At 60.6% G+C, this 26,138-nt stretch carries 28 protein-coding genes and 4 pseudogenes; 6 read left to right on the top strand and 26 right to left on the bottom strand.

Annotation, left to right across the window (positions count from 1 at the left end; all coding sequences use genetic code 11):
* Window positions 1–3: 3 nt before the first annotated feature.
* From hypB to RGR602_RS21360, 13 genes are all read right to left on the bottom strand, one after another.
* A complete protein-coding gene (gene hypB / locus RGR602_RS21300; protein ID WP_040114128.1) occupies window positions 4–882 on the bottom strand; it encodes a hydrogenase nickel incorporation protein HypB in 879 nt (292 codons plus the stop codon).
* Entirely contained in the window at window positions 882–1,223 is a 342-nt protein-coding gene (gene hypA / locus RGR602_RS21305) for a hydrogenase maturation nickel metallochaperone HypA (protein WP_040114129.1), read from the bottom strand. The genes hypB and hypA overlap by 1 nt, the downstream gene beginning before the upstream one ends.
* Entirely contained in the window at window positions 1,216–2,328 is a 1,113-nt protein-coding gene (locus tag RGR602_RS21310) for a nickel-dependent hydrogenase large subunit (RefSeq protein ID WP_040114130.1), read from the bottom strand. Before RGR602_RS21310 ends, hypA begins: the two co-directional genes overlap by 8 nt.
* Window positions 2,325–2,849, bottom strand: a complete 525-nt coding sequence (gene hybE, locus RGR602_RS21315; RefSeq protein ID WP_040114131.1) for a [NiFe]-hydrogenase assembly chaperone HybE — start codon at window positions 2,847–2,849, stop codon at window positions 2,325–2,327. The genes RGR602_RS21310 and hybE overlap by 4 nt, the downstream gene beginning before the upstream one ends.
* Window positions 2,839–3,054, bottom strand: a complete 216-nt coding sequence (locus RGR602_RS21320) for a rubredoxin (protein ID WP_040114132.1) — start codon at window positions 3,052–3,054, stop codon at window positions 2,839–2,841. The genes hybE and RGR602_RS21320 overlap by 11 nt, the downstream gene beginning before the upstream one ends.
* Window positions 3,051–3,899, bottom strand: a complete 849-nt coding sequence (locus tag RGR602_RS21325; protein WP_040114133.1) for a hydrogenase expression/formation protein — start codon at window positions 3,897–3,899, stop codon at window positions 3,051–3,053. Before RGR602_RS21325 ends, RGR602_RS21320 begins: the two co-directional genes overlap by 4 nt.
* Window positions 3,896–4,345: a thioredoxin domain-containing protein gene (locus tag RGR602_RS21330; protein WP_040114134.1), complete on the bottom strand. Its 450-nt coding sequence runs from the start codon at window positions 4,343–4,345 to the stop codon at window positions 3,896–3,898. Before RGR602_RS21330 ends, RGR602_RS21325 begins: the two co-directional genes overlap by 4 nt.
* 101 nt (window positions 4,346–4,446) lie before the next feature.
* Window positions 4,447–4,809: a HypC/HybG/HupF family hydrogenase formation chaperone gene (locus RGR602_RS21335; RefSeq protein WP_052451687.1), complete on the bottom strand. Its 363-nt coding sequence runs from the start codon at window positions 4,807–4,809 to the stop codon at window positions 4,447–4,449.
* Window positions 4,810–4,976: 167 nt separating this feature from the next.
* Window positions 4,977–5,459 carry a HupE/UreJ family protein gene (locus RGR602_RS21340; RefSeq protein ID WP_223844059.1) on the bottom strand — a complete coding sequence of 161 codons (483 nt, stop codon included), beginning with the start codon at window positions 5,457–5,459 and terminating at the stop codon, window positions 4,977–4,979.
* Window positions 5,460–5,468: 9 nt separating this feature from the next.
* Window positions 5,469–6,065: a HyaD/HybD family hydrogenase maturation endopeptidase gene (locus tag RGR602_RS21345; protein ID WP_040114135.1), complete on the bottom strand. Its 597-nt coding sequence runs from the start codon at window positions 6,063–6,065 to the stop codon at window positions 5,469–5,471.
* Window positions 6,066–6,782, bottom strand: a complete 717-nt coding sequence (gene cybH, locus RGR602_RS21350) for a Ni/Fe-hydrogenase, b-type cytochrome subunit (RefSeq protein ID WP_040114136.1) — start codon at window positions 6,780–6,782, stop codon at window positions 6,066–6,068. It abuts the gene before it with no gap.
* A gap of 13 nt (window positions 6,783–6,795) precedes the next feature.
* On the bottom strand, window positions 6,796–8,586 hold the full coding sequence (locus RGR602_RS21355) for a nickel-dependent hydrogenase large subunit (protein WP_040114137.1): 1,791 nt from the start codon (window positions 8,584–8,586) through the stop codon (window positions 6,796–6,798).
* 23 nt (window positions 8,587–8,609) lie between these two features.
* Entirely contained in the window at window positions 8,610–9,692 is a 1,083-nt protein-coding gene (locus RGR602_RS21360; RefSeq protein WP_040114138.1) for a hydrogenase small subunit, read from the bottom strand.
* 105 nt (window positions 9,693–9,797) lie between these two features.
* Here RGR602_RS21360 and RGR602_RS36030 point away from each other — a divergent pair.
* Window positions 9,798–9,943, top strand: a pseudogene (locus RGR602_RS36030) (IS6 family transposase); the annotation flags it as partial.
* Between the two features lie 357 nt (window positions 9,944–10,300).
* On the opposite strand, the gene RGR602_RS39795 reads toward RGR602_RS36030, so the two are convergent.
* The 3 genes from RGR602_RS39795 to RGR602_RS21370 form a co-directional block, all read right to left on the bottom strand.
* On the bottom strand, window positions 10,301–10,684 hold the full coding sequence (locus RGR602_RS39795) for a DUF982 domain-containing protein (protein WP_082046634.1): 384 nt from the start codon (window positions 10,682–10,684) through the stop codon (window positions 10,301–10,303).
* A 95-nt stretch (window positions 10,685–10,779) separates the two neighbouring features.
* Window positions 10,780–13,314 carry a methyl-accepting chemotaxis protein gene (locus RGR602_RS21365; protein ID WP_040114139.1) on the bottom strand — a complete coding sequence of 845 codons (2,535 nt, stop codon included), beginning with the start codon at window positions 13,312–13,314 and terminating at the stop codon, window positions 10,780–10,782.
* Window positions 13,315–13,853: 539 nt separating this feature from the next.
* Window positions 13,854–14,057, bottom strand: a complete 204-nt coding sequence (locus RGR602_RS21370; RefSeq protein WP_040114140.1) for a cold-shock protein — start codon at window positions 14,055–14,057, stop codon at window positions 13,854–13,856.
* A gap of 358 nt (window positions 14,058–14,415) precedes the next feature.
* On the opposite strand from RGR602_RS21370, the gene RGR602_RS21375 reads away from it, so the two are divergent.
* Window positions 14,416–14,913: a DUF309 domain-containing protein gene (locus RGR602_RS21375; protein WP_223844060.1), complete on the top strand. Its 498-nt coding sequence runs from the start codon at window positions 14,416–14,418 to the stop codon at window positions 14,911–14,913.
* A gap of 134 nt (window positions 14,914–15,047) precedes the next feature.
* Here the strand turns inward: RGR602_RS21375 and RGR602_RS21380 are convergent, their stop codons facing one another.
* The 9 genes from RGR602_RS21380 to RGR602_RS36040 all read right to left on the bottom strand — a co-directional run bounded on the left by RGR602_RS21380 (window position 15,048) and on the right by RGR602_RS36040 (window position 23,029).
* Window positions 15,048–15,797, bottom strand: coding sequence for a tyrosine-protein phosphatase (locus tag RGR602_RS21380; protein WP_040114141.1), 750 nt, complete (start codon window positions 15,795–15,797; stop codon window positions 15,048–15,050).
* 1 nt (window position 15,798) lies between these two features.
* The gene (locus RGR602_RS21385) at window positions 15,799–16,662 is read right to left on the bottom strand and encodes a carbohydrate ABC transporter permease (RefSeq protein WP_040114142.1); all 864 of its coding nucleotides are present in this window, start codon (window positions 16,660–16,662) and stop codon (window positions 15,799–15,801) included.
* A complete protein-coding gene (locus RGR602_RS21390; RefSeq protein WP_040114143.1) occupies window positions 16,652–17,563 on the bottom strand; it encodes a carbohydrate ABC transporter permease in 912 nt (303 codons plus the stop codon). The genes RGR602_RS21385 and RGR602_RS21390 overlap by 11 nt, the downstream gene beginning before the upstream one ends.
* A gap of 118 nt (window positions 17,564–17,681) precedes the next feature.
* Window positions 17,682–18,329: an extracellular solute-binding protein gene (locus tag RGR602_RS39265; RefSeq protein WP_267285108.1), complete on the bottom strand. Its 648-nt coding sequence runs from the start codon at window positions 18,327–18,329 to the stop codon at window positions 17,682–17,684.
* Entirely contained in the window at window positions 18,232–18,978 is a 747-nt protein-coding gene (locus RGR602_RS39270) for an ABC transporter substrate-binding protein (protein ID WP_267285109.1), read from the bottom strand. Before RGR602_RS39270 ends, RGR602_RS39265 begins: the two co-directional genes overlap by 98 nt.
* Window positions 18,979–18,999: 21 nt before the next feature.
* Entirely contained in the window at window positions 19,000–19,842 is an 843-nt protein-coding gene (locus RGR602_RS21400; protein WP_040114144.1) for a metallophosphoesterase family protein, read from the bottom strand.
* A gap of 183 nt (window positions 19,843–20,025) precedes the next feature.
* On the bottom strand, window positions 20,026–20,592 hold the full coding sequence (locus RGR602_RS21405) for a TetR family transcriptional regulator (protein ID WP_223844061.1): 567 nt from the start codon (window positions 20,590–20,592) through the stop codon (window positions 20,026–20,028).
* Between the two features lie 511 nt (window positions 20,593–21,103).
* A complete protein-coding gene (locus RGR602_RS21415) occupies window positions 21,104–22,459 on the bottom strand; it encodes a HipA domain-containing protein (protein ID WP_040114147.1) in 1,356 nt (451 codons plus the stop codon).
* Between the two features lie 3 nt (window positions 22,460–22,462).
* Window positions 22,463–23,029 (bottom strand): helix-turn-helix domain-containing protein, encoded by a 567-nt coding sequence (locus RGR602_RS36040; protein ID WP_223844062.1) that lies wholly within the window; start codon window positions 23,027–23,029, stop codon window positions 22,463–22,465.
* A 395-nt stretch (window positions 23,030–23,424) separates the two neighbouring features.
* Between RGR602_RS36040 and RGR602_RS21425 the strand changes: the two are divergent.
* The 3 pseudogenes from RGR602_RS21425 to RGR602_RS38575 form a co-directional block, all read left to right on the top strand.
* Window positions 23,425–24,108, top strand: a pseudogene (locus RGR602_RS21425) (transcriptional regulator).
* 58 nt (window positions 24,109–24,166) lie between these two features.
* Window positions 24,167–24,250 (top strand): annotated as a pseudogene (locus RGR602_RS36045) (carboxymuconolactone decarboxylase family protein); the annotation flags it as partial.
* A gap of 166 nt (window positions 24,251–24,416) precedes the next feature.
* Window positions 24,417–24,524, top strand: a pseudogene (locus tag RGR602_RS38575) (AsnC family transcriptional regulator); the annotation flags it as partial.
* A gap of 98 nt (window positions 24,525–24,622) precedes the next feature.
* Here the strand turns inward: RGR602_RS38575 and RGR602_RS21430 are convergent.
* Window positions 24,623–25,372, bottom strand: coding sequence for a glucose 1-dehydrogenase (locus RGR602_RS21430; protein WP_040114148.1), 750 nt, complete (start codon window positions 25,370–25,372; stop codon window positions 24,623–24,625).
* A 179-nt stretch (window positions 25,373–25,551) separates the two neighbouring features.
* Here RGR602_RS21430 and RGR602_RS21435 point away from each other — a divergent pair, with 179 nt between their 5' ends.
* Complete coding sequence (locus tag RGR602_RS21435; protein ID WP_223844063.1) at window positions 25,552–26,118, top strand: TetR/AcrR family transcriptional regulator; 567 nt, start codon at window positions 25,552–25,554, stop codon at window positions 26,116–26,118.
* The last annotated feature ends 20 nt before the right edge of the window (window positions 26,119–26,138 follow it).

The raw sequence follows: 26,138 nt of genomic DNA on the forward strand, positions 1-26,138 counted from the left end.
CGATCAGGCCACCTTGGCGCGCGTCGCAAGCCTTGCGGCCGTGGCCTCCAGCCACGCGTAGAAGGCCTCCATGCCTTCACCGCTGCGGGCGGAGACGACCAACGTCTGCAGCCGCGCATTGACGCGGAGCGCATTGGCGATGCAGAGCCCGACATTGAAATCGAGATGCGGAAGCAGGTCCGACTTGTTGAGGATCATCAGATCGGAGGCGGCAAAAATGTCCGGATATTTGAGCGGCTTGTCTTCACCTTCGGTAACCGACAGCACCACCACCTTGTGGGCCTCGCCGAGCTCGAAGGGCGCCGGACAAACGAGGTTGCCGACATTCTCGATGAACAGGATCGAGCCCGGCTCGGGCGCCAGGTCTTCCACCGCGTGGCCAACCATATGGGCATCGAGATGGCAGCCCTTGCCAGTATTGATCTGAATGGCGCGGGCGCCGGTTTCGCGGATGCGGGCGGCGTCGTTGTTCGTCTGCTGGTCACCCTCGATGACATTGATCACCATACGATCCTTGAGTTCGCGGATGGCACGGACCAAAAGGCTCGTCTTTCCCGAGCCGGGGCTCGAGACGAAATTCAACGCGAAAATACCGTTCTGCACGAAGAAGGCCCGATTTTCGGCGGCATAGCCGTCGTTCTTGGAGAGAATATCCTTTTCCACCTTGATAATCCGCTCCTGGCTCATGCCCGGCACATGCACGCCAGCAATGCCCTTGCCGTAGTGGACGCTGCCGTCCTCGGCGTGGTGATGGTCATGGTCATCCGGGGAATGGTGGTGATGATCGTGATCGTGACTATGCGCGCCGGCATGGCCACGACCCTCGGCCTTGCTCTTGTCACCGTCAATCACTGCCGTTCCGCAGCCGCATACCGTGCACATCAGTTCACCTCCATGTCCCTGATCTTCAATTCGTCGCCCGCTGTCATCTGCACCCGATGCCGGCCGCAGTCCGGACAGGCTCCGAACCGCTCCTCGAGCGCCACCGTCTTTCCGCAATCGAGGCACCAGCCTTCGCCGCCGATGCGATTAATCTCGAGTGCCGCGTTTTCCGCAATCGTGCCATGCCGCACCGCTTCGTAACAGAATACCAGCGCATCCGGATTGACATGGCTCAAAACTCCGACATCCAGACGAACCGACCTGACCGTGCTCGCGCCATTCTGCCGCGCCGTCTCGCAGACGATCTCGATCACACTCTCCATCAACGACATCTCATGCATGGGCAGCCTCGCGAATGCCGATTTCGAACGCCACGCAGGGATCGAACGACATGGCCAGCCTGGATACCGACCGGGCGGCCGACTCGCCCACGCCGATCCGGGATGACAGCAGGGTTTGGACGAACGGACCCGCCGGATGGAAATTCCATTCGGTCGGAGCGAGTATGCGGTAGGCGGAAAGATGTCCGTCCATGCCGATCTCAACCTGATGGTAGAGCCTGCCGCGCGCGCATTCCACTGCACCATAGCCGCCGGCGCCGGGCGTCGGTCCGCCGCCCATCAGCGAGGAATACACATCCGTGTCCTGCCGGCCGAGATTGGAGAGCTGCTGCAGGCAAAGGCGAACGTCGTGAATGCGCGCCAGGAAGCGCTCGGCCAGATGCGGGCCTTCGGGCATGCCGGTGCTGCTCAGCCGGGCATAGGCCCCGGTCTCGACGACGCGGCCGGCCAGATGCGGCAGGCTGGCATAATCCACCTCACGGCAGAGATGAGCGATAACCTCTGCATCGTCCGCAACGGTCAGCGGGTCGGGCCGCCGGCTGGCGAAAATCCGGTCACCATCGATATCGCCGAGGATTGCTGCGTAGGCCGTATCCGGCCGCGGCTCGCCTTCACCGTCGGGAACGCCGAGGGCGGCAGCCGCAGCGGAAAGCCGCGCCGTCGGTTCGGTCACGAATGCGCGATCGGCGATCTTTGCCTTCGCACCAGCAATAATCGCCCGCGAGGCGGCCAGCGCCTCGCGCAGATATTTGCCTGCCGAGTCGACAATACCGGCGGTTAGCGGCGAAGGCCAGTGCAGGATCGGCGCTCTCAATGTCTCGAAGATACGCTCCGCAAGCAATTCGGCCGTGGCAGCGAACCGCTCCTCGCCGCGCATCGGCAGGTCAGCCGCGTTCAGCACCGCAAGCCGCGCTGCCACCGATTGCGAAATACCGCAGAGCGAAAAAACCTGCCCGGCAAGCACCGGCGCCTCTTCAGGGCGACGGCCGACGAATATGCGTGCCAGTCCCTGCGGGCGGTTGGCCTTTACCTCCACGGAACAGGCCAGCGCCCGCGACACCGTTACGTCGATCCGGATCGAGCCTGCGCCCAGGAGGAAGGTCATTCGGCCAATTCCTGCTGCTTGCGGAAATTCCCCCACAGCAGGTCGCGGCGATTGACGCTGGCCGGCGGGGCCGCCGCCGGCTCGAGCGCAGCCGGGTCGAAGAAGGCGCGGACGGCCTCCATCGCGGTCTCCAGCGCTGCTTCCATTGTCTCAAACTCGAAGGCCGGCGAAAACAGCGAGCAGGAATCGACCCGGCCGATCGCATCGAGCTCACCAGCGATGAACTCGACCTCGCCTGCGGGGAGACAGATGCGGACGCTCGTTCCCGAGGCAACCGGAGCCGACTGCACGCCACCGGCAATATCCACCGCCGCCAGGTTCATGAACCACGGCGTCGTGACGATCCCGAGGGCTCTTCCGCCACAGATCCGGAAGCCGGTCGCTGCACTCCCGAGGGCGGGATTGCAGAGCGGCACGTTCTGCATGGCGGTCGCATGAATGTGGCGATAGCGCATCTCCAGCTGCAGGCCGAGCATCTCGGCCGGATCGATTTCCGTACGCTCCGCAACGTCAGCGTCCATCGCCGAGCCTCATGAACTTCGATTGCAGGGCGTCACAGTTGGCACAGCGCCAGTCCTCGGGCAGGGCGGAAACCGGCGTGCCGGGCGGGATCTGCCAGACCGGGTCGCCTTCCGCGGGATCATAGACATGCCAGCAGATGCCGCACTCCATCTTGTCGTCATCGGACACCGTCTCGGACCTGCCGAAATTCTCGAAGCTCGTCATTTGAAATAGGCCTCTTCGATGTCGCGCAGCCGGGCTTCGGAATCCCTGAAATCCTCTTCGGCAGCGATGGCGACGGACGGGATCTCGGCAATCTCCAGCGTATCGAGAATGATCGTGTCCATGGCGTTATAGAACTGCACCGACCAGATGTTGCGGACGCCGGCCGCCACAACCCGGCATGTGCCATAGCCGCGCGATGTGAGCTGCACCGGCCCGGCGCCGAGTGTCGCCTGCAGGAAACCCATGTCGTCCGGGCTCATCGGAAAGAGCGAGAAGGTGATGATATGGGCAGGATCGCCGTTGTTATAGCGGCCGATGCGGTCGCCGATCTCGGTCAGCACCGGCATGACATTCATGGCGCCCGCCGGCGCCGGCCCGTGGGAAATCGATGCCGGCAGCGCCGAACAGGCCTGACGTACGGCTGCGGGAATCGACGCAACCTCGATATAGTCAGCAAGCAGCCGGCCATCCGGGTCAGTGAAACGGATGCGCCAGACGCCGGCCATCACCGCTTCCTGGATCTGCGCCAGGAGGCCGGACGGCAGCGCGGCAATTCCCGCAACTTCACCTTCGCCGAGGGTCTGAGTGATCAGCTCCCTGTCGTCATTGGGAAAATCGGTGATATCGAACAGGCGGCCCGGCTGGTCAGCCTTCTGCACGGCGAGCGCATCGGCGAGTTCCGGCAGCAGCGTCGCCGTCCGGCGACAGCGGCGGATCATCTCCTCGGCGCTGCGGGTCGCGAGATAGTTGAGCTTGCGGGCGCTCTGCAGCGGCTCGGCGCCAATCGGCATGACCGTCATCGCCGCATCGTCGCCCTGGGGGGCGATCCAGAAACCTGCTTTCATCGGACGATCTCTTTGCCGGCATGGGTGATCTCGACCTTCGGCCCGCCGGATGCCACCATGACCGGCGCATCCGGAGATAGCCAGTTGCCGATCTTCTCCACATATTCCGACCAGTCGCGGATATTGCCGATGACGCCGAGCGGCTGGGCTCCCCGCGTGACGACGAGGCTTGGCATGACCACGACATTGAACCTCGGCTTGAGCTTGTCCTCGGCGGCGCGGAGGACGATGGCGCCCCGCAGCCGTCCCTGGAACGCCTGCAGGAGTTCGGGAAGAACGACGGCGACGTCGTCGGCTTCAGGTCGCTGCGCAGGATCGCCGGTGAAAAACAGGATCGAATGTTCCGCTTCGCCGGCGGCCGGCGCCAGGAAGGTATCGATGCTCGCTTCGTCGACGACGGGCAGTTGCATCCGCTCGCTCCAGGCGCGGACCAGGTAAGATGGCATTGTCCCCTCCAGAAATCAGCATGCAGAACATTCTCGAGAGTGAATCTGCAAGCGGTGTGCCAAATCCGGCGAACATTGGATTCCATTGATCTCAAGGAATTTCAAACGAGCCTGGAGGCTCGTTTCGAATTGCTGGAATTCTGGTTTCCAGATGCGGGAACTATTCTCTCACCCTCACGCAGATGCGCGGGCAATTCCGGCTCGCGAGCGATGAGATCGGCAAACAAGGCTTCGAAGGACCGGCCTTCGACAGCTTCCGCCAGGCCCGCAAGGGCATCATTGATGGCTTGCGCCTCATCCCCGTCAAGGACGCGAATGGCCGAGCCCAGATGGGTCAATAGATATGTGCCTGGCGGCTGCGCGCCGACCAACATCATCGACACGGAAGAAATCGTGCCATGACGCTCGCATCGGGCCACGCACTCGTCGCCGGTGACGACCCGCATCGGAATACCTATGCACATGGCGTTGTCTCTCTTCTGTCATTCAAGTTACGAAATCGGGACGTCGTGGACAGCGCCCATACGCCGCGGCCTTGGTAGCGCAATATCAACCGGTCAACAGCGCGGCCCCTGCTAAGGCGGCGGCAGCTCCGACAACCCGCGAGACGATCTGCCCGGCCTTGCCGAATCTAAGCGATGCCGCCCGCGTGCAGGATGATGGTCGCGGCGAGGAAGCTCATGACATAGCCCGTGGCATGCGATATGGCAGGCAACTCCGAACCATGGGCATGACCGTGGAAGAGTGCGCATACCCCCACGATCGCCGCAGCCACCGGCGCCGGAACCTTGACTTCGAAGGCGACGAGCAGGCCGAGCACCGCGACGGTGAGGGCAGTCCCCATTTCCACCATCGGCAGCGGCACGCCGTAGATCCCCGTCACTCCGCCGATCGCCATGACGGTGACGAAGGCCAAGCGCACGATCCAGCGGGCCCTGCCGCCGAGCGTGGCGGCCCAGAAGCCGACCGCGACCATGGCAAGGATATGGGCGAGGCCGCTGAAAGGATGGCCGAGACCGGCAAGCGTGCCATCCGTATGAAGGCGGATATGGGTATTGGCGACGCCCGGCAGCGCCAGGCCCGCGAATGCAGCCAGTATTCTCCGATATTCCATGGGTCCTCCTCAGCTGTTCAAAGCAGCTGGCTCAGCGCGCCGTTCGTAATGGTCAAAATCGATATCGTTGCCGAGGAGCGAGGGCACGGTGCTGCCGCTCCGCGCTCTTACCTCGATGCCCCATCCCGCGAGAAAGGCGACTGCCGTCCGGATCGCTTCGGGGATGACCGCCTTCATCGGTTCCGTCAGCGGCCCGCCCCAAGCCTCGAGATCGACCGGCTGGCAGCCGATCAACGCCAGCTTTTCCGGATAGCGGCCGAGCAGGTCGGCGGCGCTCAGCACTTCCTGGAATCCGGTCTGGTGCAGGCTCATCTTCTTGGCGCCGGTGAATTTCGGCACTTCGTCGTTTTCGACGATCTTCAGCGTGCCCGGGGTGAGCCCGTAGTCGATGGCATCGAAGACGATGAGATAGTCGGTTTCCGCCACGAACTGCACGAGGTAGAGCCCTTGCGTCCCGCCGTCGAGGATAGTGACATTGTCCGGCACCGAATAGGCCTGGTGGAAGGCTTCGACCGCGCGTACGCCAAAGCCCTCGTCGGCCCACAGGATGTTGCCGATGCCGAGAACCAGCACCCGGGGCTGTGTGGAAGACAGTTGTTTGCGCATCTAGTCCTCCCGGTCCTTGAACACGCCCGAGATCATCGACGAGATGATGCTCTGCCGGCTCATGATGTCCTCCCGCACGGCCACATAGATATGGACCATTATGAAAACCAGGATCACCCACATGCCGAGATGGTGGAAGCTGTGGACGTCCTGGCTGTTCGGCCAGATCGAGAACACCCAGCCGAACAGGCTGCATTCCCAGCTGTCGCGGCCAGCGCCCTCGCTGTAGAGCGCAAAGCCGGTAATGATCATGAAGAACAGCGGCAGCGTGAACATCAAGAACATGGCGGACTGGGCAAGCGGATTGTGACCGACATATTTCTTCGGCTCGCTGATCAGGAAGGCGTACCAGCGCACGTCATGCACCCATTCCTTCCAGAACCGGCCGCTCCAGACCGGGACGTAGAAGATCTGCCGGGCATGGACATTGCCGACGAACACCCAGAGGATTCTCAGGATCAGTGCCACGGCCAGGATCTGCCCGGCGGCAAAATGGGTGAAGCGGATATATCCCATCAGAAAGTTGGCGCTGGCTTCCCCCGGCACCGACGGCAGCGGGCTGCCGATGAAATAGCCTGTCAGCGCAAGCGTCAGGATGGAGAATGCGTTGATCCAGTGCCATAGGCGCACCGGCGCCTCGTAGACATAGACGCTCTGGCGCTCCACGGCTCTTCCGCCGTGTGCGTCCGAAGTTGCAAGCGGTTCGGAAGGGCTCATCGCATATCCCTCCTCATCTCACTTGGACTTTTGCCATTTCCTGCCCGTCCGGGCTCATGACATGCGTGGAGCATGCAAGGCACGGATCGAAGGAATGGATGGTCCGGAGAATTTCCAGCGGCTGGGTGGGATCGGACATCGGGGTATCCATCAGGGAGGCTTCAAACGCGCCGATATTGCCTTCCGGATCGCGCGGACTGCCGTTCCAGGTGGTCGGCACGACGCATTGGTAGTTGTCGATCTTGCCGTCCTTGATCTTGATCCAGTGCGCGAGTGCGCCGCGCGGCGCTTCGGTGAAGCCGACGCCCTTGACTTCCCTCGGCCAGGTCTCCGGTTTCCATTTGTCGATGAAAGCGGTGGCGCTGTCGCCGGCCTTGATATTGGCGACCAGCTTGTCGAAGAAATAGCGCATCTGGCGGCCCGCCCATTCCGCTTCCAGCGCGCGCGCAGCCGTGCGGCCGAGCGTGGAGAAGAGCGCCGATGTCGGAAGACCGAGATCTTTCAGCAACTTCTCGACCGGCTCCTTGAATTCAGGCTTGCCCTGCGCATAGCCGACGATCCAGCGGGCGAGCGGGCCGACCTCCATGGCGTGTCCGCGCCAGCGCGGCGCCTTGATCCATGAATATTTGCCGCCTTCGTCCAGTTCCTGGATGTTGGTCTTGGTGCCCTTGGCATTGGGGCCCAGTTCGTAATGCGGCTCGGTGACGCCGTCCCAGGGGTGCAGGCCCTTGGCCTCGTCCGGATACTTGTACCAGGAATGGGTGACGAATTCCTGGATCTGCTCCGGATCGGCGTGGTCGATCGGCAGGACTTCGGCAAGATTGCCGTCGATGATCGCGCCGCGCGGCAGCTTCAGGCTCGCCTCCGAATAATCGTTGGCATATTCCGGCACATCGCCATAGGCGAGCACGTTCTTGTCCGAAAGGCCGCCGCCGTAGAGCCAGTCCTTATAGAACGAGCCGATCACCATGATGTCGGGCACATAGACCTTTTCGTTGAACTCGATCAGTTGGTCGATGATCGACGACACATGGTTGAGGCGCTCCATGTTGATCGCGCCGACCGCGCCGGCTCCGTCGATGTTGATAGGACAGGGCACGCCGCCGACCAGCCAGTTCGGATGCGGATTCTTGCCGCCGAAGATCGCATGGATCTTGACGATCTCCTTCTGGAAATCCAGCGCCTCGAGATAGTGCGCGACGGCCATCAGGTTGGCTTCCGGCGGCAGCTTATAGGAGGCGTTGCCCCAATAACCGTTCTTGAACGGACCGAGCTGGCCGGATTCGACGAATTTCTTGAGCCGGGTCTGGATGTCCTTGAAATAGCCGGGCGAGGAGAGCGCCCAGTCGGACGTCGCCTGCGCCAGCTGCGACGTCGCCTTCGGATCGGCCTTGAGCGCGGAGACGACGTCCACCCAGTCAAGCGCATGCAGATGATAGAAATGCACCACGTGATCATGCACCTGCAGCGCAAGCTGCATCAGGTTGCGGATCGAATTGGCGTTTTCCGGGATGGCAATGCCGAGCGCATTCTCGACCGCGCGCACCGAGCTCAGCGCATGCGTGCCGGTGCAGACGCCGCAGATCCGCTCGGTGAAGGCCCAGGCGTCGCGCGGATCGCGGTTCTTGAGGATGACTTCGATGCCGCGCCACATCGTGCCGGTGGATACGGCGTTGCGGATGACGTTGTTGGCGTCGACATTGACCTCGACCCGCATATGGCCTTCGATACGGGTGACGGGATCGACGACGATGCGTTTGCCGGAATTGTCGAGCGTGAAGCCGTTCGGCGTTTGGATAGCCATGATGGTGTTCCTTGCCCAGAGTGTTAAGCGTCGGTTTTTTCGCGCTTGGTGATGACGCGGTTGACGGCGGTGATCGCGGCGTGGGCCGCGATCACACCGCCGACGACGCCGACCGCGGTCATTCCGACCCGGTCGGCATTGGCCTCGATGCCGAACTGGTTGATCGTGGTCAGGCGTTCATAGACACTGCCCTTGTCCCAGAAACCATCCTCGGAGCAGCCGATGCAGCCGTGACCGGACTGGATCGGGAAGGAGACGCCGCCGTTCCAGCGCACCGTCGAGCAAGCATTGTAGGTGGTCGGGCCCTTGCAGCCCATCTTGTAGAGACAGTAGCCCTTGCGTGCGCCCTCGTCGTCCCATTCCTCGACGAACTGGCCGGCATCGAAATGCGGACGGCGATAGCATTTGTCGTGGATGCGCTGCGAATAGAACATCTTCGGCCGGCCCTGCCGATCGAGCTCGGGCAATCGGCCGAAGGTGGTGATGAAGGTGACGACGCCGGTCATCACTTCGGCGATCGGCGGACAGCCCGGGACCTTGATGATCGGCTTGTCGCGGATCACCTTGTCGATCGGCGTTGCCTGGGTCGGGTTGGGCTTTGCGGCCTGGACGCAGCCCCAGGAGGCGCAGGCGCCCCAGGCGATGATCGCCATGGCGTCTTCGGCCATCCATTTGAGCTTCTCGACGAAGGGCCGGCCGCCGTCGATGCAGAACATGCCGTCCTCGTTGAGCGGCGGATTGCCCTCGACGGCGAGGATGTACTTGCCCTTGTACTTCTGTTTGGTCTCTTCGAGGATGGCTTCAGCCTGATGGCCGGCCGCGGCCATGATCGTGTCGTCATAATCGAGCGAGATCATCGATAGGACCACGTCCTTGATCAGCGGATGGGCCGAGCGGATGAAGCTTTCCGAGCAGCAGGTGCATTCGAGGCCGTGCATCCAGATAACAGGAACCCGTTCCTTGGTTTCGAGTGCCTCGGCCATCGCCGTTACCGCGCCCGGACCAAAACCGAGGCTCGCCGCCGTCAAGCTACAGAATTTCGTGAAACTGCGTCGGGTAATCCCCTGGCGGCGAATGACATCATAAAAGGTTTCTGTTTTGCTCATCGTGCTCCTCCAGCGCTTCCGTTAACTCACCCGGATGGATATCCAGGCAGGCATGAAAGGGAGAGGCAGCAAGAAGCGGGCCAGTTTGAAATATTGATCATGGGCATGAGCCAGCCCATCGGCCAATACAAGACCCATCGTTTCCCGCCAGAGATCATCGCCCGCGCTGTCTGGCTCTATTGCCGGTTTCTGCTTAGCTGCGGCACGTTGAGGAAATGCTGCTTGAGCGCAGGATCGTTATTCCCTCGGAAGACTGAGGACCGTACGTGATCAGGACCCACGCCACATCGTTGTCGGCGCAGAGCGTCTTGAAGATTGCCAGGCTTCTCTCGAAGGGCCGCTTCACGGGATGATTGACCATGACCTTAGCCGTGGGTGGTCGCTTGATGAAAGGTTGGTCGCGCTGAATGGCCTGTTATCGAAGGAGCTTGCTGAGCCAAACCGCCTAGTGACTTTGCATTAGTCGTCGGGACGCAGTGCGTTGGTGCTATGGACAGGCTCTCACGCGTATCGTAATCGGCTGCCATCAGATTGAGCGCAGTCGAGCACCTTACGCTTAGTCAGGAATTACATTCTTGCAAAACCTTCGGGATCGATGTTCATGCGAGCTAGGCCAGCATGTCGGCCTCGATACAGGCGGCAATGAATGCATCGCGGGCAAAATCGGGTGACTGGCTCCGATCAATTGCTGCGGTGCAGGCTCGCATGGCATTCAGATAGTGTTGGTTACTTCGCGCCGGCCAGCGATATCTAAGATACTCAACCGCGGCCTCTGGTCCAAAAATGCTCTCGCTAGATCCATGTCCTACTCTGACATGGACGGGCGCACTCCAATGTATCAGGGAGGGCGTTCTTGCTTCGCTTCTCATGTTGAGGCTCCTCCTGAAGCCTGCAGATGAACTCCACGAGAGGAGAAACGTTCCATTGGAGCAGCCGGAATGAATTGCTTTCGACAATGACCCGACGACCGGCTTGCAGGGTTGCCCGCTCATTCGGCGCTTCCGCCTTTTCGGACGTTCGATCAATCGACGATGCCGACGGTCGAATGCTCCAGCGATCAGGATCTTCCCATGCGGATTTTAGCCTTTTAGGCCGCCTTCATTTCTTCCGATTGGCCACTGTTTTCTCCCAGATCGAACCGGTCGACGAGATCCATCAGATTGTCGGCTTCGCCCGACAACGTCCAGCTCGTGGCCTCAGTCTCCTCGGCCATGGCAGCATTGCTTTGCGTCAGCTGGTCGAGGCGCGTAATCGCAACATTGACCTCGGCGATCGACGACGCCTGCTCCCGGCTCGACATCGCAATCGCTTCGATCTGGGTCGAGATTCCGACGATGTGCTCGGAAATATCCAGCAACGCGGCCCCGGTTTCGGAAACCAGGCCGGCGCCGGTGGCGACTTCGGCGGTAGAATTTCCGATCAGCGAGGCGATCTCCCTGGCGGCCCCAGCGGAACGCTGCGCAAGTTCGCGCACTTCCTGCGCTACGACGGCAAAGCCCTTGCCGGCCTCGCCGGCGCGTGCCGCTTCGATGCCCGCGTTGAGCGCCAGCAGGTTGATCTGGAAGGCGATGTCGTCGATGACCTCGATGATGTTGCCGATCCGGCTGGATGCGCCCTCGATGCGTCCCATCGCCGAGGTTGCATTACCCACGACGACGGTGGACCGATCGGCGCCCTGCTTGGCGTGGGAGACGGTTCGGTTGGCATTGGCCGCCTGGTCCGCCGCCTTGCGGATCGTGGCGACGATCTGGTCGACGGTCGCGGCCGTTTCTTCGAGCGACGCGGCTTGCTGCTCGGTTCGACCGGAGAGCGCCTTGGCACCGTCGGCGAGGTGACGGCCGCTTCCCTGAATGGCGGACGATGTGATGCGGATCTCGACAAGAGTTTGCCTCAGTCCTGCGACGGCGGCGTTGAAATCGGTGCGCAACTTGTCGAGCGCCGGAGCAAATGGTGTTTCGATCGTGCAGGTCAGCCGGCCCTTCGCCATGGCGTCGAGCGCGCCCGCCAAGGCGTCGACCGCGAAGGCGATTTCTGCATCGCGGCGGGACTTGTCCACCTCGTTGCGTTCACGCTCGGCATCGGCCGCGGCCCGTTCCTGCTCCGACAGCTGTTCGAGAACGATCTTCGCCTTCGCATTGGTCTTGAAAACGTCGAGGGCACGCGCCATCTCGCCGATCTCGTCGGCACGGTTCTGGTTGCCGACAGCCGTGTCGAGCATGCCGCCGGCGAGGTTGCGCATTGCCTGGGTGATCTGGCCGATCGGCCCCTTCAGCGTCAGCACCAGCGCCGCACCGGAAACGAGCGCGATGATTACGCCCAGTGCCATGGCGCCGACGGACAGCATGTTGGCATCCTGGCTCTGGCGCCCGGCTGCGCTCTGCTGCAGGTCGGCGAACAGCGAAAGCTCTTTGCCGATATGGTCGACCTCGGCGGTGGCAGCCTGGAATTGCTGGGCACGCTTGCCGGTGGCGCCGACGAGTTCGGCGGCCGCCTGCTCGATCCTGTCGAAAGACGGCGCGAGCTTTGCCGACTGCTCCCCGGCGAAAGCGAGGACGCCCGCCGTGGCGCTCAGCGTAAAGAGCGCCTTCCGGCATTCCGCGAGGTTCGTCGCCAGGGTCGACTGCTTTTCCGACGAGCGGTCGAGCATGAACTCGGCAAGTGCGATGCGCGTCAGGTAGATGGCCTCGGTGAGATGCCGCGTATCCTGCATCACGAACCCGGCCTTGGCGAGCGACGCGCCAAGCTGTTCGAACGTGGCGGACACGGCCTGCATCTTCACGGTCGCCGCCGCTTCGAGTGGCTCCTTCAGCGTTTTGAACTGCGCGAAGGTATCGAGGATTTTCTGAATGTTTTCCGGCGGGTGCGCCTTGTCGTCCACGAGCGCCATCAACGCCTTCGTGCTGGCCGAATACGCCTTAGCCAGCGATTTGGAATTCTTCGGCAACGCGATCGGAAGCAGCTTCTGGTGGACCTTCAGGTCGCCTATCGCCGCGGTGAGCTGCTGATAACCTTCAATGTCATCCTTGCGTGCGGCAAATGCGTCTCCCAGCGCAGCAACAAAGCTCGTCGCCGAGAGGATCTTCTGCACGTCGCGCAATTTCTGCTTGGCGTCGTCTTCCTGTGACCTGAATGACGTGTCAAACGCGATGGCGGCGGTCAGCAGATCCGTCTGCGACGTGGCGATGACTCCTAGGGCGTCCTTGATGCCGGCCTCGAGCCGCGCTTCATCGGCATGCAGCACCCAGAGGTCGTCCATCCGGCCGTCGATCGCAGCGAGTGCTGTCGATGCGCTGTCGAGCTCCGCCCAGCCTTCGGACCGAGGGGTCAGGCGTGCGCGGGCAGCGTCGAGGGCGGCGCGCTGCTCCCCGAGCCGCTCGAAGACGAGCGCCCGGTTTTCCTCGGTCGTCTGATCGAGAAAGCCGATCATCGCGGCATAAACATCCTTGAAGCCACGCAGCGAGGCCGAAACGTCGTTGGATATCGCCATACGGCTCTGTAGCAGGCCTGAAGCGAGGATTCCCGTCACCCCAACCGCCGTGATGCTCAGGATGAAGGGCAATACCAGCAACAACACCTTCGTTTGGATTTTGAAACGCGAGAGGAGGCGATCGACCCAGCTCATGAGAGTCCCGAAATTAAATGAAGTGGCAGCCGCGTGCAGTGCAGCATTGGCGCATCGATACGCGGGCAACAGATAACAAATGGATAATGGTGCGGCGCTTGCATGCGCATGTCACACAATATTCACACTGGCGAATTTGTATGACTTTTCAGTAACATGGTAGGTGCGCGATCATGGCATTCGTCGAATACGGCCTCCTCGACAACTAACGGAACATCGAGGATTGCTTTCTGGATATCCACGCCGATCGACTCCGAGTGAGCTGCGAGAGCATAACCGCCGCGGCGCCAAGGTCGGCTTTTTTGGTGGATGCGGTCGAGTAGGATGTGCTGCCCTAAAATTCCACTGTCCGAAAATTGTATACAAAAACTGGACAGTGAATTGGGCGACATGGGAGCACAGAGGGTCGAATTCCACCTTAGGCTCAGTCCGCCCCCGTGCACCGGCGCGAAAAGCACCTTACCGCGCAGGGCTCGTTGCCCGGCACCTCAAGAAGGAAGCGGCCCAGCGCGCGGACGTCACCAATATAACGATCTTAATCAAAGAACGCGGACGTTTTCTGCCTTCGATTTCCCGGTCTTGCGATCCTGACCGACGTCGTAGCTCACTTTCTGTCCTTCACTCAGAAAGCTGCCGCCCTGCAAGGCAGAGACGTGTACAAAGACGTCCGCTCCTCCATTTTCGGGTGTGATGAACCCAAATCCTTTGTCTCCATTGAAGAACTTAATCGTGCCTGTGGCCATCAACAAATCCTCGACGCGCGTTCACGGCTGATTGCCGCTACCAAGCCTTAAGGCGGTGAGCTGTCATCTGCAATCTGTTTGGTCCTTATCTTGTTTCGAGCCTCGGATTGCGTAGCAGTTTTCATTCCGTATTTTCAACGATAGCTTGCAAGAGCGCTGGGCAAAATTTTAAAACCGACTTGGCAGCAGCTTCATATCAGACCATGGTTATGCGGTGACGCGAATTGCAATGGTTACCCATGTGGTGAAACGTCTTCGACTGTTACCGCAAAGAAGTTTTCCGAATTATGCTTATCTGCCGGGCCGGCAGCCGCATCCCGTGCGCGACCCCGCGGGACATAGTTATCATGTCGAACCTTTGCCCGTCCCAACAAAGGCCCCGCTGGACTCGGAAGACTTCGCCTGGGGCCAGGATCTCTTCAATCATGGCTATTACTGGGAGGCGCATGAGGCTTGGGAAGGACTTTGGCAGGTAGCGGAACGCGGCAGTGCGGTGCGTATGCTCCTCAAAGGATTGATCCTGATTTCGGCAGCCGGCGTGAAGATACGCGAAGGTAAACATGAGGCAGCCCAACGTCATGCCGGGCGCGCCGCCGCTCTGTTTCGCCAATTGGGAACGATGCAGCATTGCGGCTTCGCGCGCGCACTTGGTATCTCTCCGGCGGCGCTTGCTGACCAGGCGGAAACCGCCGCCGAAACGCCCGCAGTCTTGAAGTCAACGATACCGGGGCATCCCGAACCGGTATTCGATTTTATCCTCCGTGGAAGTCACGCGAGACGCCGTGAAGGGACCGCGAACGAAAAAGGGTCGCTCGCTGTCCGGGGGGCAGGAAAGCGGTATAGCGACGACGCGTGATGTCGGCCGGCGCAGACTCGGTCTACCAGCAATCCCTGTAGCCGTTAACGCGACACTGCGGGAGGCCGAAATCGTAAAAATGGGAGAAGCCGGTAAGCCTTCAAGGGGGCCTGACGCGGGGAATAATCGTGGAGCTATGGGTTATGCAGCAGGCGCTCACCCAGTCTCGTCAAGGTTCCATGCTGCACCCCCAGGCCGCGCAAGTACCCCTCAAATCCATCATAGTTTTCACGAATGTACCTAATGAGTTGCTGCATACTGTGCGGCTTGGAAGCGAGCACGATATCGACGAGCGCAACCGGCGTGCCGCGGCCGAGCGCCCTTTCGCGAAGCGTTGCGATCAACGGACCGGAGATCGTCGCGGTCAGCGCATAATCTTCAATGATGGTCGCCTCATCGACGCCGGCGTTGGCGAGCAGCAGCGCGGAGATGACCCCCGTGCGGTCCTTGCCGGCGCTGCAATGGAAGAGCACCGCGCCATCCGGGGCGTCGGCGATGATCTTCAGGACTTCGGCGATAGCGGGCTGGCAATCGTCGATCGCCTGGCAATACCGATCACTCATGTCGAAGCTCACCGCGGCATCCGCCATCATCTCGACCGGCGCCAGCGCCGAAAACAGCGGCGTGTTGTGGTAGCGCACCCGGGCATGGCCGGTAAACGGATTGGGTTCGGCGGCGATCTCGTGGGCGTTACGCAGGTCGATGACCGTGCGTATTCCGTTGTCCAGCAAAGTATCGATATCGCCCGCGCTCAGGCGGTGCAGCCCATCGCCGCGCAGGATCGAGCGCCAGCGGGTCAGGCCACCGTTTGCGGTTCTGTAACCGCCCAGGTCGCGGACATTGTGGGCGCCGTCCAGTGCGATCAGGCGTTCGTAAGCTAGCATATCAGCGGATTCCGGATTTCATGAAGGATTCGATCACGTGGCGCTGCAGGACCAGGTAGATGACGAGGATCGGCAGGCTGGCGAGTGCCGCAGCGGCCATCAGAGGTCCCCAGAGATTGCCCTCCTGGCTCATGAACATCTGCAGGCCGATCCGGACGACGGAGTTTTCCGGTTTGCGCGACAGAAGAAGCGGCCAGAAATATTCGTTCCAGGCGGAGATGAAGGCGATGATCGACAGGGAGGCGATCGGCGCTCCCATGTTCGGCACCACGATCTGCCAGAGGATCTTCCAGCTGCTTGCGCCGTCGATGCGGGCCGCTTCGAGGATCTCGGTCGGGAAGGAGCGCATCGCATTGTAGAGCAGAAGAATTGCGAATGCATGCGCCGCATTCGGCACGATGAGACCGGTCAGCGTGTCGAGAAGACCGAGCCGCGAGGCGAATACATAGTTGGGGATCATCGTGACCTGAAAAGGCACCAGCCAGGAAAGTGCAATGAGGCCGTGAATGACGCCGGAAAGGCGCATGCGCCAGCGCACTAGTGCATAGGCCGCAAACAGGCCGGTCACCACCTGCAGGACGGCCGTCGCGGCAGATACGATCGTGGTGTTGACCAGCATCCCGGTCATCGGAATGCAGGTCAGCACGAACACATAGTTTTCGAGCGACGGGTTGGAAGGCCAGAGCGAAGTGGAAAAGATCTCGTTCTCCGGCCGAAGCGAGGTGACGATCATCCAGTAGATCGGGAAGATCGACAGGAAAGACAGGACGATCATAACCGCATGCACCGCGAACCGGCGGATGCTGCCATCCTTCAGACCGGTAGACGGGAGCAAAGGACGGTCAGGGGAAGCATCAGTTGTCATAAAACGCGAACCTTTTCGTGAGCCACATGCAACCTGCTGCGATGGCCGCAAAACCGGCAAAGGCGATCATGCCGGCCGCCGAGCTCCAGCCGGCCGACATGGTCTGGAAACCGTATTCCCAGAGCAGGTAGAAGATGTTGGTGGTCGATTTCAGCGGGCCGCCATTGGTGAGCACGTTGATGTAGGCAAAGCTCCACTGCGCCCCGAACAGGATCGTCATCATCGACAGAAGCAGGATGGTCGGCGACAGCAGCGGCAGGCGGATGTCGCGAATGATCCTCCAGCGGCTGGCGCCATCGATGCGCGCCGCCTCGATATAGGAGGAGTTGATGCCGGCATTGGCGGCGGAAAACAGCAGGGTGGAAAAGCCGATCAGCTTCCAGCCGGTGATCCAGGTCAGCGTCGCCAGCGCATATTTCGGATCGGTCAGAAAACCGATGCGGCCAAGGCCGATCTGCTCGAGGCCGAGCGTAATCAGTCCCTGGTCCTCGTTCAGCAGCCAGCGCCAGAGGATGGCGGCGACAACGGGCGCGACGATCATCGGCACGAAGATCAGCGCGCGGTAGATCGTCCGGGCGCGGCCTTCGAGGTCCTGAGTCCAGATCGCCACGAAAAGCGGAATGATCACCGACATCGGGAAGAGGCCGAGAATGTAGAAAAGCGTGTTCCAGAGGGCGGCGCGCATCTCGGGCAGGGCGAACAGGTGCTGGTAATTGGTCAGGCCCACGTAGCGCTGCGGCGCGCTCGGCAGCATGTTCCACTGGTAGAAGGAAAGCTGGAACGCCTCGTCCAGCGGTACATAGGTCCACATCATGAGGAGACAAAGCGCCGGCGCGAGATAGAGCCAGGGCTGCAGGGTGAAGGTCGCGCGCGGGCGGGGCAGCCGCGGGCACCCGGGCAACGGAGAGCGGTCTTGCGAGATCGGCCTGGATATCGGTCATGAAATTTCCCCGAAAGGACCCCGAACGGATAACGACGCGGGGCGGGATAGCGCCCGCCCGGCATCCCCTCGTGATGGGTTACGGCATCAGGTCCTGGCCCTGGTCCTGGGCGGCCTTGAGCGTTGCGTCCGGATCGCTCTTGCCGAAAACGGCTTCGCGCACCGAATCCATCATCATCTTCTCGACCTGGCGGTAGTTCGGGCCGGGGAGGGCGACATTGGCAGTGAGGCGGTTCAGCTGTTCCAGGTTGGCGCGGAACATCGGGTTTTCCTTAACCCAGGGCCCGAGGTAGTTCGGGTCGTCGACGATATCGAGGCGCAGCGGCAAGTAGCCGATCTTGCTGGTGATGATCGTGTAGGCTTCCTTGCTCGTCAGGTATTTCAGGAGCTCGTAGGCGGCGCGCTGCTTGTCGGGATCCTTGCTGAAGACGAAGAGGGCGCTGCCGGAATTGGTCGGAGCGGTCGGCTTTTCGCCGAAGGACGGCATCGGAGCGATGCGCAGGTCGAACTTGCCCTTGGCGGCCTTCTTGTAGGCGCCGAGCGTCGCGGTCGTGTAGACGAACATGCCGAGATTGCCGGCGGCAAAGGTGTCCGAACCGCTGGCCGGATCGATCCTGGCATGGGCGCCGCTATCGACCATATCGCGCAGCATCTTGACGGCTTCGGCGGCATTCTTGTCGGCGAAGGTGAGCTTGTTGCCGTCGCGCACCTTGCCGCCGTTCGACATGACGATCGCCTGGTAAACGAAGGTGCCGTCGCTCGGGCCGTAGGCGCCGGGGAAGAAGCCCGTTCTTGCCGGTCTTTTCCTTGATCGCCTTGCCGGCGATGTCGACGTCGGCCCAGGTCTTCGGCGGGTTGTTCGGGTCGAGGCCGGCCTGCTTGAACAGGTCGCCGTTGTAATAGAGGACGGGCGTCGAGAAGGTGTAGGCGAGACCGTAGGTCTTGCCGTCGACCCTGCCGAGTTCGAGACCCTTCGGGATCATGCCGGCGAGATGGTCCTTGAGCTCTGCGGGGCTCACCATATCCTCGAGCGCGTTGCCGCCGAGGTCGCTGGCGATGAAGATCAGGTCGCGGAAGGTCAACTGAGCGACGTCCGGCTGCTTGCCGGCGACGATATCGGCCTGCACGCGGTTGATGATCTCGTTCGGCGGAACAGCGACCGTCTCGACCTTCACATTCGGGAATTTCTTCTCGAAGCCGGCAATCAGTTCCTTGGTGGCCTCCGAGCCGATGCCCGCGGAGGCGAGGTTGTAATTGTAGAAGCTGATCGTGACCGGCTTGTCGATGGTTGCCGGCATTTCGGCAAACGCGCCGAGCGGCAGGAAGGCGGCGGCGGCGAGCGTCGCCATGAGCTTGAGCGTGGTTCTGCGCAGCATTTGCGTGCCTCCGGGTGAAGGTTATTCGGCTGCGACGGGCATTGCCCGGGCCATCAGAAGTTCGAGCGGATAGGTGTTGAGCTCGGCACGGTCGGACGGCAGCGGCACGAAGGCCATGGTGAGGCCCGACGGGCGGATAGTGCCAATCCCGAAGGAGGCACCGCGCACCATGCGCAGGACGTCGGTGCGCAAGATGTCGGTCGCGGCGTGCTGGCCGGTGCCGACGACGACCAGGATGCCGTGCCAGACCGAGACCCGGTCGTGGTGGATATGGCCGCTCAGGATGCCAATGATGTTGCGGCCCTTCAGCAGTTCCCGAAAACGTTCCGACTGCGGGAAGTGGATGGTCCGCCAGTGCGTGACGTCGGCTTCTTCGCCGAGTGCCGGCGGGTGGTGGACGACGATCAGCTTCGGCAGGTCCGGGTGGCTGTCGAGCGTGGCGGCGAGCCAGTCGAACTGTTCCGGATCGATCGTGCCACCGATCAGGCCCGGCGTCGTCGAATCGATGGTGATGATATGGATGCCGTCGATAATGGTTTCGTGGTCGTAGGGTGCGTCCGGATCGTCGGTCTCGATGCCCATGCCTTCATAGAAGCCGGGGCGGGTGTCGTGATTGCCGAGCGCGTAGATGACCGGCACGTCGATCTTGGCGTCGATGATCTCCTGCAAGCGGCGGAAGCTTTCCGCATCGCCGCGATTGGTGAGGTCGCCGCTGGCGATGACGAATCGCGGCTTCGGCGTCACGGTCGCGACGAGATCGAGCACCTGATGCAGCGTCTCGGTCGTGTCGCTGTGCAGATGGCTGTCGTCGGTGGTGCCGATATGCAGGTCGGTCAGATGGATGAATGTGGTTTCGCGTCGCACCGGATGCCTCCATGGATGACGGTTTCGGCGACAGCGGGCGAGGGAACGAAAGGGGTTCCGGCATGGGCAGTCACATCGTCCCGCAGTCGGGAGGATCGATAGAAGGGGTTTGTTTCCCCGTCGTGACGGATTTCGAATGGTGTTCGAAACGCAGTAGGCCGGCTCGCAGCCGAGCCGCTGACCTCAGGCAATGCGGTGGAACATGGGCGCGATGACTTCCACCATGCGGGCGATAACAAGGTCGGGATCGTCGAGATTCATGCGGTAGTTGGTCATCACCTCGGTGCGCGACCGCGAGCGGGTGACTTGCGAGCGGATGCCGAGCGCGCAGTTGAGCCGCCAGCCGATATCCACCTCGTCGAGCCAGGGCGCTATCCGCTTGAGATGCGGAATGAAGGCACGATGATGCTCGACATCATCAATGATGCGCCGATAGTGCGGCGCGCGCTCACAATGCGTCTTTGCCATCGAGGTAAAGTGCGACAGCACCGCATAGCTGGAGGTTGGGTCGAGGCTCCAGCGGATCGACGGGCCGATAAGGGCTGCGATGACCTCACCGAGATTAGCCGGCCCGGGTGCCTTGCGGTCGACGGCCTTCTGCAGGAGGCGCAGCCGTTCCGCGTTCAGCCGGCGGTACACGCGCTCGGCGACGGCGGCGATCAGCGCTTCCTGCGAGCCAAAATGGTAAGAAATCGCCGACGGCGTCGCATTCGCTTCGTCGGCGATCCGCCGCGCAGTGAGCTCTTCCAAAGCCTCGGCTTCGCAAAGCAGATGCTCGCAGGCATCCAGCAGCCTCGTTGCAGTATATGGGCGCGGCCTTGCATGGAACGATCATCCCCGATTTTAAGGTTTAAGCGGGATTCATGTAAGGCGAATGACAGAGTTTAGCTCAGGCGATAGGTTCGGTAAAACGTGGCCAGTCATGCGCAGATCACTGGGCCTGCGGAAGCATCGCCTTAGTGGATGCGATGGTAGCTGCGGGCATCATCAAGCTCCGTCGACCGCTTTCACGCCGCATCTCGCATTCTTGCCCAGATTATCTCCATTGCGGTGTGGTTGTACTATCGACTTCCCTGACCTTCGGTCAGATCGAAAACAGGATGGTGGATGCGCCGCTCACCGAGCGCGCTCGCCGGATCCTGGATCAACTTGCTTAATGCAAAATCTAGCTTCACCTCGCCAAAATCTCAAAGCAGGTCTTTTCACAACTGAAAGGCCGGCACTCCACGTGGCTCTTAGACTTGTCGCTGTTGCTTCAGGTCTACGATCCAAGCAGCCAACCACCGCCTCGGTCTAGGTAGGCATCGCGCTCCCGGATTTGATCGGGCACAGGCAGGCCGAAGGCCGTCAACAGCTCGTCGATATTATGTCCGATGAGGTCGGCGAAGCGCTTCATTCCGCTGCGATCCATCCGACGGAGCTCTCCGATCAAGGAACCGGACACCTGTCCCGTCAGACCCAACCGCAATCGTCGTTGAGCCCTTTCTGAGACAATCCCGAGGGCGCGAAGAAAGACCGAGAAATCCTCTTCGGTAATCTCCGTGAGCTTGGTTGCCTCGCCAATCGCGTAGGGCAGGAGGTCGGTCAGGTCGGGATCAAGGCGGGTGGGCATCAAGTCGTATCTGGGAGCAACGCGGACCCCACCCCCAGGCTCGTACAAAAGGGCAAAGTTCTTGGCGTGAGCGTCGACGTTTCCAGTCATCAGATCGAATAAGGTCGCAGCGATGAAAGTCTGCTTCTCTGCGGCTGGATCGTTTGTCGCGTTGAGGACGCTATTGATCGCTTCTGCGTCAAACCGACGGTCAACGGTGCCGTTCCTTTCGTATTTCAATGAAGGCGGAAGTCCCAACGCCTGGGCGAAGTCCTCCTGATGGATACGAATGACGCGGTTGTCTTGATCGAGACTTCGGTCAAAACGGCGGATAATCAGTGCGCTCACGCCTTCGAAATCCCGAACCGTCGCCTCGGCCGTTTCAAACCCAAGAGTGGCCGATAGACGCAAAGCTTCCAACTCGAGATCAGGGTCGTTCGGATGAGCCCGGTCCGGAACTTTGACAATATGCGTTGTTGGGGCACCGCTGCCTGGCAGAGGCTCGGCGAAGGTTCCATCGGGCAAAATTGTCAGCGCTATCTTGCTTTGGACGCCGGCAAGTGGTGAGGGATCTTCTGTTTCATCCGGCAGCCGCTGCCTTCGGTGCAGGGAGTGGACGATTTTTATAAGCTGTGCTTCGTCCAGCCGACGATAGTCGGTCTTAAAGTTACCAGGGACTTTTGCCGCGGGGGATCCAAGAGGAAGCACTGAAAGTGCGCCCGGACAGTCGCGTCCGAGATAAAACAGCAATCCCGCCACGTCGCTCCTGGCGAGCCCCTCGCGATCCAAAACCTTTTGAAGAGGCCCGTCCCGCTCTTGGAGGAGATTGTCGAAAAACGGCCGGGCATCATTATCCTCGTATGCCTCTTCTTCCAGCGGAAGTGAAAGTGAGAGCGGAATGGCATCGGGGGTTTCCAGGTATGTCGAGCTGTAGGCGAAGGCGAGGGCGCCTGCTTCATCTCTGACGAGATTGCCAATGGGGTTATCAAATCCGTCCAGGCGAACGTCGAGTGCAATTATATCCATGGCTTAGCGTTGCCGACCATAGAGCGCAATTCCGGCTCCGAGGGCCACCTTCAAAGCTTTCCCGAATTCGACCGTCGGCTTTCCGTTCTCCAGTTCGGAAATGAAGCGGCGGCCAACGCCGGTCAAATCTGCGAATTCTTGCTGGGAAAGCCCCTTTTCCTCCCGAGCCTTTTTCACCAGTCGGCCGAAATCCGCAGAAGTCTGGATTTCTTTTGCTGCCTTTAACTGGCTATTCAACTTCAATGTTGCTGCGGCGTTGCCTTGCAGCGGCGGTTCCTTGGGCGGTGGAGAGGGTCGGTTCACGCGTAGTCTTGCAGCCACGGCCGTTTTGGCTTTGACTTGTGTTGACGAGCCGGTTGTATCAGGCGTTTCTGTTGTCGGGTCCCGCTCCAAGACCTTTCGTAATCGCGACGCCATGGACGAGATGGAGGTGGACGAGCGTCTGACCGGCGATGGCTCACTCTCAGCCAGCTTGTCGCGCAAATCTTTTGCCGCTGACGACTGCGCCAGAAGTTTCGCAAGAGTGGCTGCATCTTTTCGAGAAGACGCGGCTATAGGTCGTTTGCTCATCATTTTTGCTCCTGTACGGGAGCATAACCCACACCGGAACGCGATTCAAGTATGGATGTTCCCGAACGGGAGCATTCTTGTTGGTGATCCCGTTCGGGAGCATCTAGCAGAACACAGTGTCCTTGGAGTGGAAATGCACCCGAACGGGAACAAACGGGTGCGATGCTTTGGGTTCTAGCCCTGCAGAAAGGGTTGAGATACTCGATCAGTGTTGCAACGCCATAGTCAGCCGATTTCGCCTTCTCCAGGATCGGAAACGGCACCGCAGTCTACCGGCATTGGTCGCTGGGAGCTAGACTGTCAGTGTCACACTCTCTATTTGCTGTGCCGCAGCGGTTCTAAGATACGTCGTCAATTGCCATTGCATCACCGCGAGAAATTCAAGGTACCTAAACGTGAAAAAGATCCAGCGCAGCTTTGCTGTCGAGTACAAATCGGGTCGGCGGTAATCCGAGGTCGAGTCGAATTCGATCTGGGGCAACTTGGACCTCAAATCCGTTACGCGCGATGTGCGGGAGGAGGCGATGCCGTTCCTGTCGCCTATCCACCCAAATGTCGCCTCCGACGAAGGTATATCCTCGCCCGAGACAGAACAGATACAGCCATTGTTGACAGCGCCGGTCGCGCAGCAGACAAGTGCATTGGCTACACAGGAGACCGACATGGCCGACGAAAATGACACGATAGTCGATACCAACACGCCGGCCACCGTCGTCGCAGCACTCGATGCGCCGACGAAACAGCGTAAGCCTCGCACCAAGAAGGCGGCCCCTGAACTGGGGTCATCGGAGATTGCTTCGGAACCAGCGGACGCTTCACGCACAGCAACTGCCACGGTTGACAAGCAGGGGAGAGGCCGTAAACCTAAAGCAAGCGCAGGGACGAATGCGACCAAGAGCGTACCGGTAAAACGCGGCCCGAGGACCGATAAAGCAGCGGCTGCTGCGCCGACGTCGGTGTTTGACGACCTGGCCGGCCTTCTGCAGTTGGAAGAGGAAAATCAGAGGCTGCGCAAGCTGCTGGCTGAGAAGCTTCGTGCAGAAAATGCAGAACTTCGAAAGCGGCTCAATCTCGGTTGATGGAAGACGAAATGCCAGTCTCTGACTGCATTTCCAACCTCGTCGAATTCTTCTTCAGAAGACTGGTCAATTGGACGCCAAGACGCGCGAGTTGATTGCGCTTGCCGTGGCAGTGACGACGCGCTGCGAAGGGTGCATCGCAAAGCCATACGAGAACGCGCTCTTCGAATCGGTGATGCGGGCGCGACCATGTCGCGGGTCTTTCCCTTTCGCGCGTGGGCGTCGCGTGACGTCTCCAGGTCGCCGACATAAGAGGAGCAAATCCGCTTTGAGTTGGCGACGCCTTTCCGCATACCCGGCTTCCAGGTCACGAAGCACTCACCCGCCGCCTGTTCTTCGGCAACAACAACGTCAAACGCTTCCGGACCTTCGTTGCCATGGACCGGGTCAAGGTGGGGCTGAGCATTGCACCATGAGGGCGGCATTGATTGGAAGCAACTGGCCCCCAATGATCGCGTGTACTCTGGACTCTGCAGCCTGATACCGACAGGCTGCAGAGGTTCATTCCAATCCGCTATATATGCGACCAGCCGCCATCCACGCACAACTCGATGCCTGTCACATAGCTCGAGTCATCGGAGGCGAGAAACAGGACGGCTTTTGCGATCTCTTCCACGGTACCGCTGCGATGCATCGGAATTTCGGCGTGTACTTGGGCATTCGTCTGTTCGATCATCTCGTCGCTCATTCCCGCCTTGCGCTGAAGATCGGTATCGATAAGCCCCGGCGCCATGGCGTTCACCCGGATTCCCTTCTCGGTCAGTTCCGCGGTGAGCGATCGTGCCAGCGAACGAATAGCTGCCTTCGTCGCTGAATAGACGCTGACGTATGGCCGCCCCTGTGTACTCAGCGTCGAGGTGTTCAGGATGATCGAACCACCAGAAGTCATCAGCGGCAGGAGTTTCTGCACGGTAAAATACGTGCCCTTGAAATTGGTATTGACCGTGAAATCGAAGTCTTCTTCCGACATGTATTCAAACATGCCCGGCTGCGCGCCGCCGGCATTCGCGAAGATGATGTCGACGCGACCATGCTCCCTCTCAATATGGGCACGGAGCAATTCGATGTCCGCGATCTTGGTTATATCGCTGCGGACGGCGTCGGCGCCGCTTCCAATGTCTTGTGCTGCAGTATCGAGCGCTGCCTGATCACGACCGGTGATGACAACCTTTGCGCCTTCGTTTGCGAACAGCTTGGCTGTCGCCAGTCCCATGCCCGCGCTGCCGCCGGTGATGACAGCGACCTTTCCGTCCAATTTACCCATATTCGTATCTCCAATTCGTTTCTGAACGCCCCGACGTGAAACCGCATTATTGCTGGAGGGGCGGGAACAGAAGTTATATATGAAGGATCATTCAGGTTTTGGATTCGCTTATGGGAAACGGCTCTTTGCCACCGCTAACCCCCCGGAAATCACCGCGTCAGGGCCGATCGATCGCCACCGTGGACGCCATTTTCGAGGCCACCATTCAGGTTTTGTTGAGCGATGGGCCAACGCGTCTGAACACCACGCGGGTGGCCCGTCGTGCGGGCGTTTCCGTAGGAACTCTGTATCAATATTTCCCGAACAAGCAGGCCTTGCTCTTCGCGGTGCTGGAGCAACACCTAGCGATGCTGGCCGACGCTGTGGAGAAAGCGTGTTACGAAAGCCAAGGCGCTAACATAGAAACGATAGCTGGGGCCGTGGTGAAGGCCTATCTTAACGCGAGGATGGCGCAGTCCGAGATTTCTCCCGCCCTTTACCTCATCGCCATGGAACTCGACGCTCGCAAGTTGATCGAGTTGGCGACCCGTCGTAGTGAAGAGGCAATTGAGACGCTGCTTTCCAGTGCCAGCGACGGCCGCTTCACAGACCCGTACGTGATCGCTCAAACCATAACCGCAGTGATTTTTGGAACGGTGCCGGCCTTCTGCATGCGGGTCATGCCCCACGCTGCAAGTGTCGAGGCCGAAAAGCAGCTAACGGTTATGTTTCGCTCCTATCTCGCCGCCAGCTGCAACGCGGCATAATTGAAGGCACCTAGATAGGG

This window comes from Rhizobium gallicum bv. gallicum R602sp (genome assembly GCF_000816845.1).
Lineage (GTDB): Bacteria > Pseudomonadota > Alphaproteobacteria > Rhizobiales > Rhizobiaceae > Rhizobium > Rhizobium gallicum.

Bases quoted from the DNA above. Each gene is read 5' to 3' on its own strand.
- hypB (WP_040114128.1), bottom strand. From the start codon at position 882: ATGTGCACGGTATGCGGCTGCGGAACGGCAGTGATTGACGGTGACAAG.
- hypA (WP_040114129.1), bottom strand. From the start codon at position 1,223: ATGCATGAGATGTCGTTGATGGAGAGTGTGATCGAGATCGTCTGCGAG.
- RGR602_RS21310 (WP_040114130.1), bottom strand. From the start codon at position 2,328: ATGACCTTCCTCCTGGGCGCAGGCTCGATCCGGATCGACGTAACGGTG.
- hybE (WP_040114131.1), bottom strand. From the start codon at position 2,849: ATGGACGCTGACGTTGCGGAGCGTACGGAAATCGATCCGGCCGAGATG.
- RGR602_RS21320 (WP_040114132.1), bottom strand. From the start codon at position 3,054: ATGACGAGCTTCGAGAATTTCGGCAGGTCCGAGACGGTGTCCGATGAC.
- RGR602_RS21325 (WP_040114133.1), bottom strand. From the start codon at position 3,899: ATGAAAGCAGGTTTCTGGATCGCCCCCCAGGGCGACGATGCGGCGATG.
- RGR602_RS21330 (WP_040114134.1), bottom strand. From the start codon at position 4,345: ATGCCATCTTACCTGGTCCGCGCCTGGAGCGAGCGGATGCAACTGCCC.
- RGR602_RS21335 (WP_052451687.1), bottom strand. From the start codon at position 4,809: ATGTGCATAGGTATTCCGATGCGGGTCGTCACCGGCGACGAGTGCGTG.
- RGR602_RS21340 (WP_223844059.1), bottom strand. From the start codon at position 5,459: ATGGAATATCGGAGAATACTGGCTGCATTCGCGGGCCTGGCGCTGCCG.
- RGR602_RS21345 (WP_040114135.1), bottom strand. From the start codon at position 6,065: ATGCGCAAACAACTGTCTTCCACACAGCCCCGGGTGCTGGTTCTCGGC.
- cybH (WP_040114136.1), bottom strand. From the start codon at position 6,782: ATGAGCCCTTCCGAACCGCTTGCAACTTCGGACGCACACGGCGGAAGA.
- RGR602_RS21355 (WP_040114137.1), bottom strand. From the start codon at position 8,586: ATGGCTATCCAAACGCCGAACGGCTTCACGCTCGACAATTCCGGCAAA.
- RGR602_RS21360 (WP_040114138.1), bottom strand. From the start codon at position 9,692: ATGAGCAAAACAGAAACCTTTTATGATGTCATTCGCCGCCAGGGGATT.
- RGR602_RS39795 (WP_082046634.1), bottom strand. From the start codon at position 10,684: ATGAGCGGGCAACCCTGCAAGCCGGTCGTCGGGTCATTGTCGAAAGCA.
- RGR602_RS21365 (WP_040114139.1), bottom strand. From the start codon at position 13,314: ATGAGCTGGGTCGATCGCCTCCTCTCGCGTTTCAAAATCCAAACGAAG.
- RGR602_RS21370 (WP_040114140.1), bottom strand. From the start codon at position 14,057: ATGGCCACAGGCACGATTAAGTTCTTCAATGGAGACAAAGGATTTGGG.
- RGR602_RS21380 (WP_040114141.1), bottom strand. From the start codon at position 15,797: ATGCTAGCTTACGAACGCCTGATCGCACTGGACGGCGCCCACAATGTC.
- RGR602_RS21385 (WP_040114142.1), bottom strand. From the start codon at position 16,662: ATGACAACTGATGCTTCCCCTGACCGTCCTTTGCTCCCGTCTACCGGT.
- RGR602_RS39265 (WP_267285108.1), bottom strand. From the start codon at position 18,329: ATGTCGAACGGCGGCAAGGTGCGCGACGGCAACAAGCTCACCTTCGCC.
- RGR602_RS39270 (WP_267285109.1), bottom strand. From the start codon at position 18,978: ATGCTGCGCAGAACCACGCTCAAGCTCATGGCGACGCTCGCCGCCGCC.
- RGR602_RS21415 (WP_040114147.1), bottom strand. From the start codon at position 22,459: ATGGATATAATTGCACTCGACGTTCGCCTGGACGGATTTGATAACCCC.
- RGR602_RS36040 (WP_223844062.1), bottom strand. From the start codon at position 23,029: ATGAGCAAACGACCTATAGCCGCGTCTTCTCGAAAAGATGCAGCCACT.
- RGR602_RS21430 (WP_040114148.1), bottom strand. From the start codon at position 25,372: ATGGGTAAATTGGACGGAAAGGTCGCTGTCATCACCGGCGGCAGCGCG.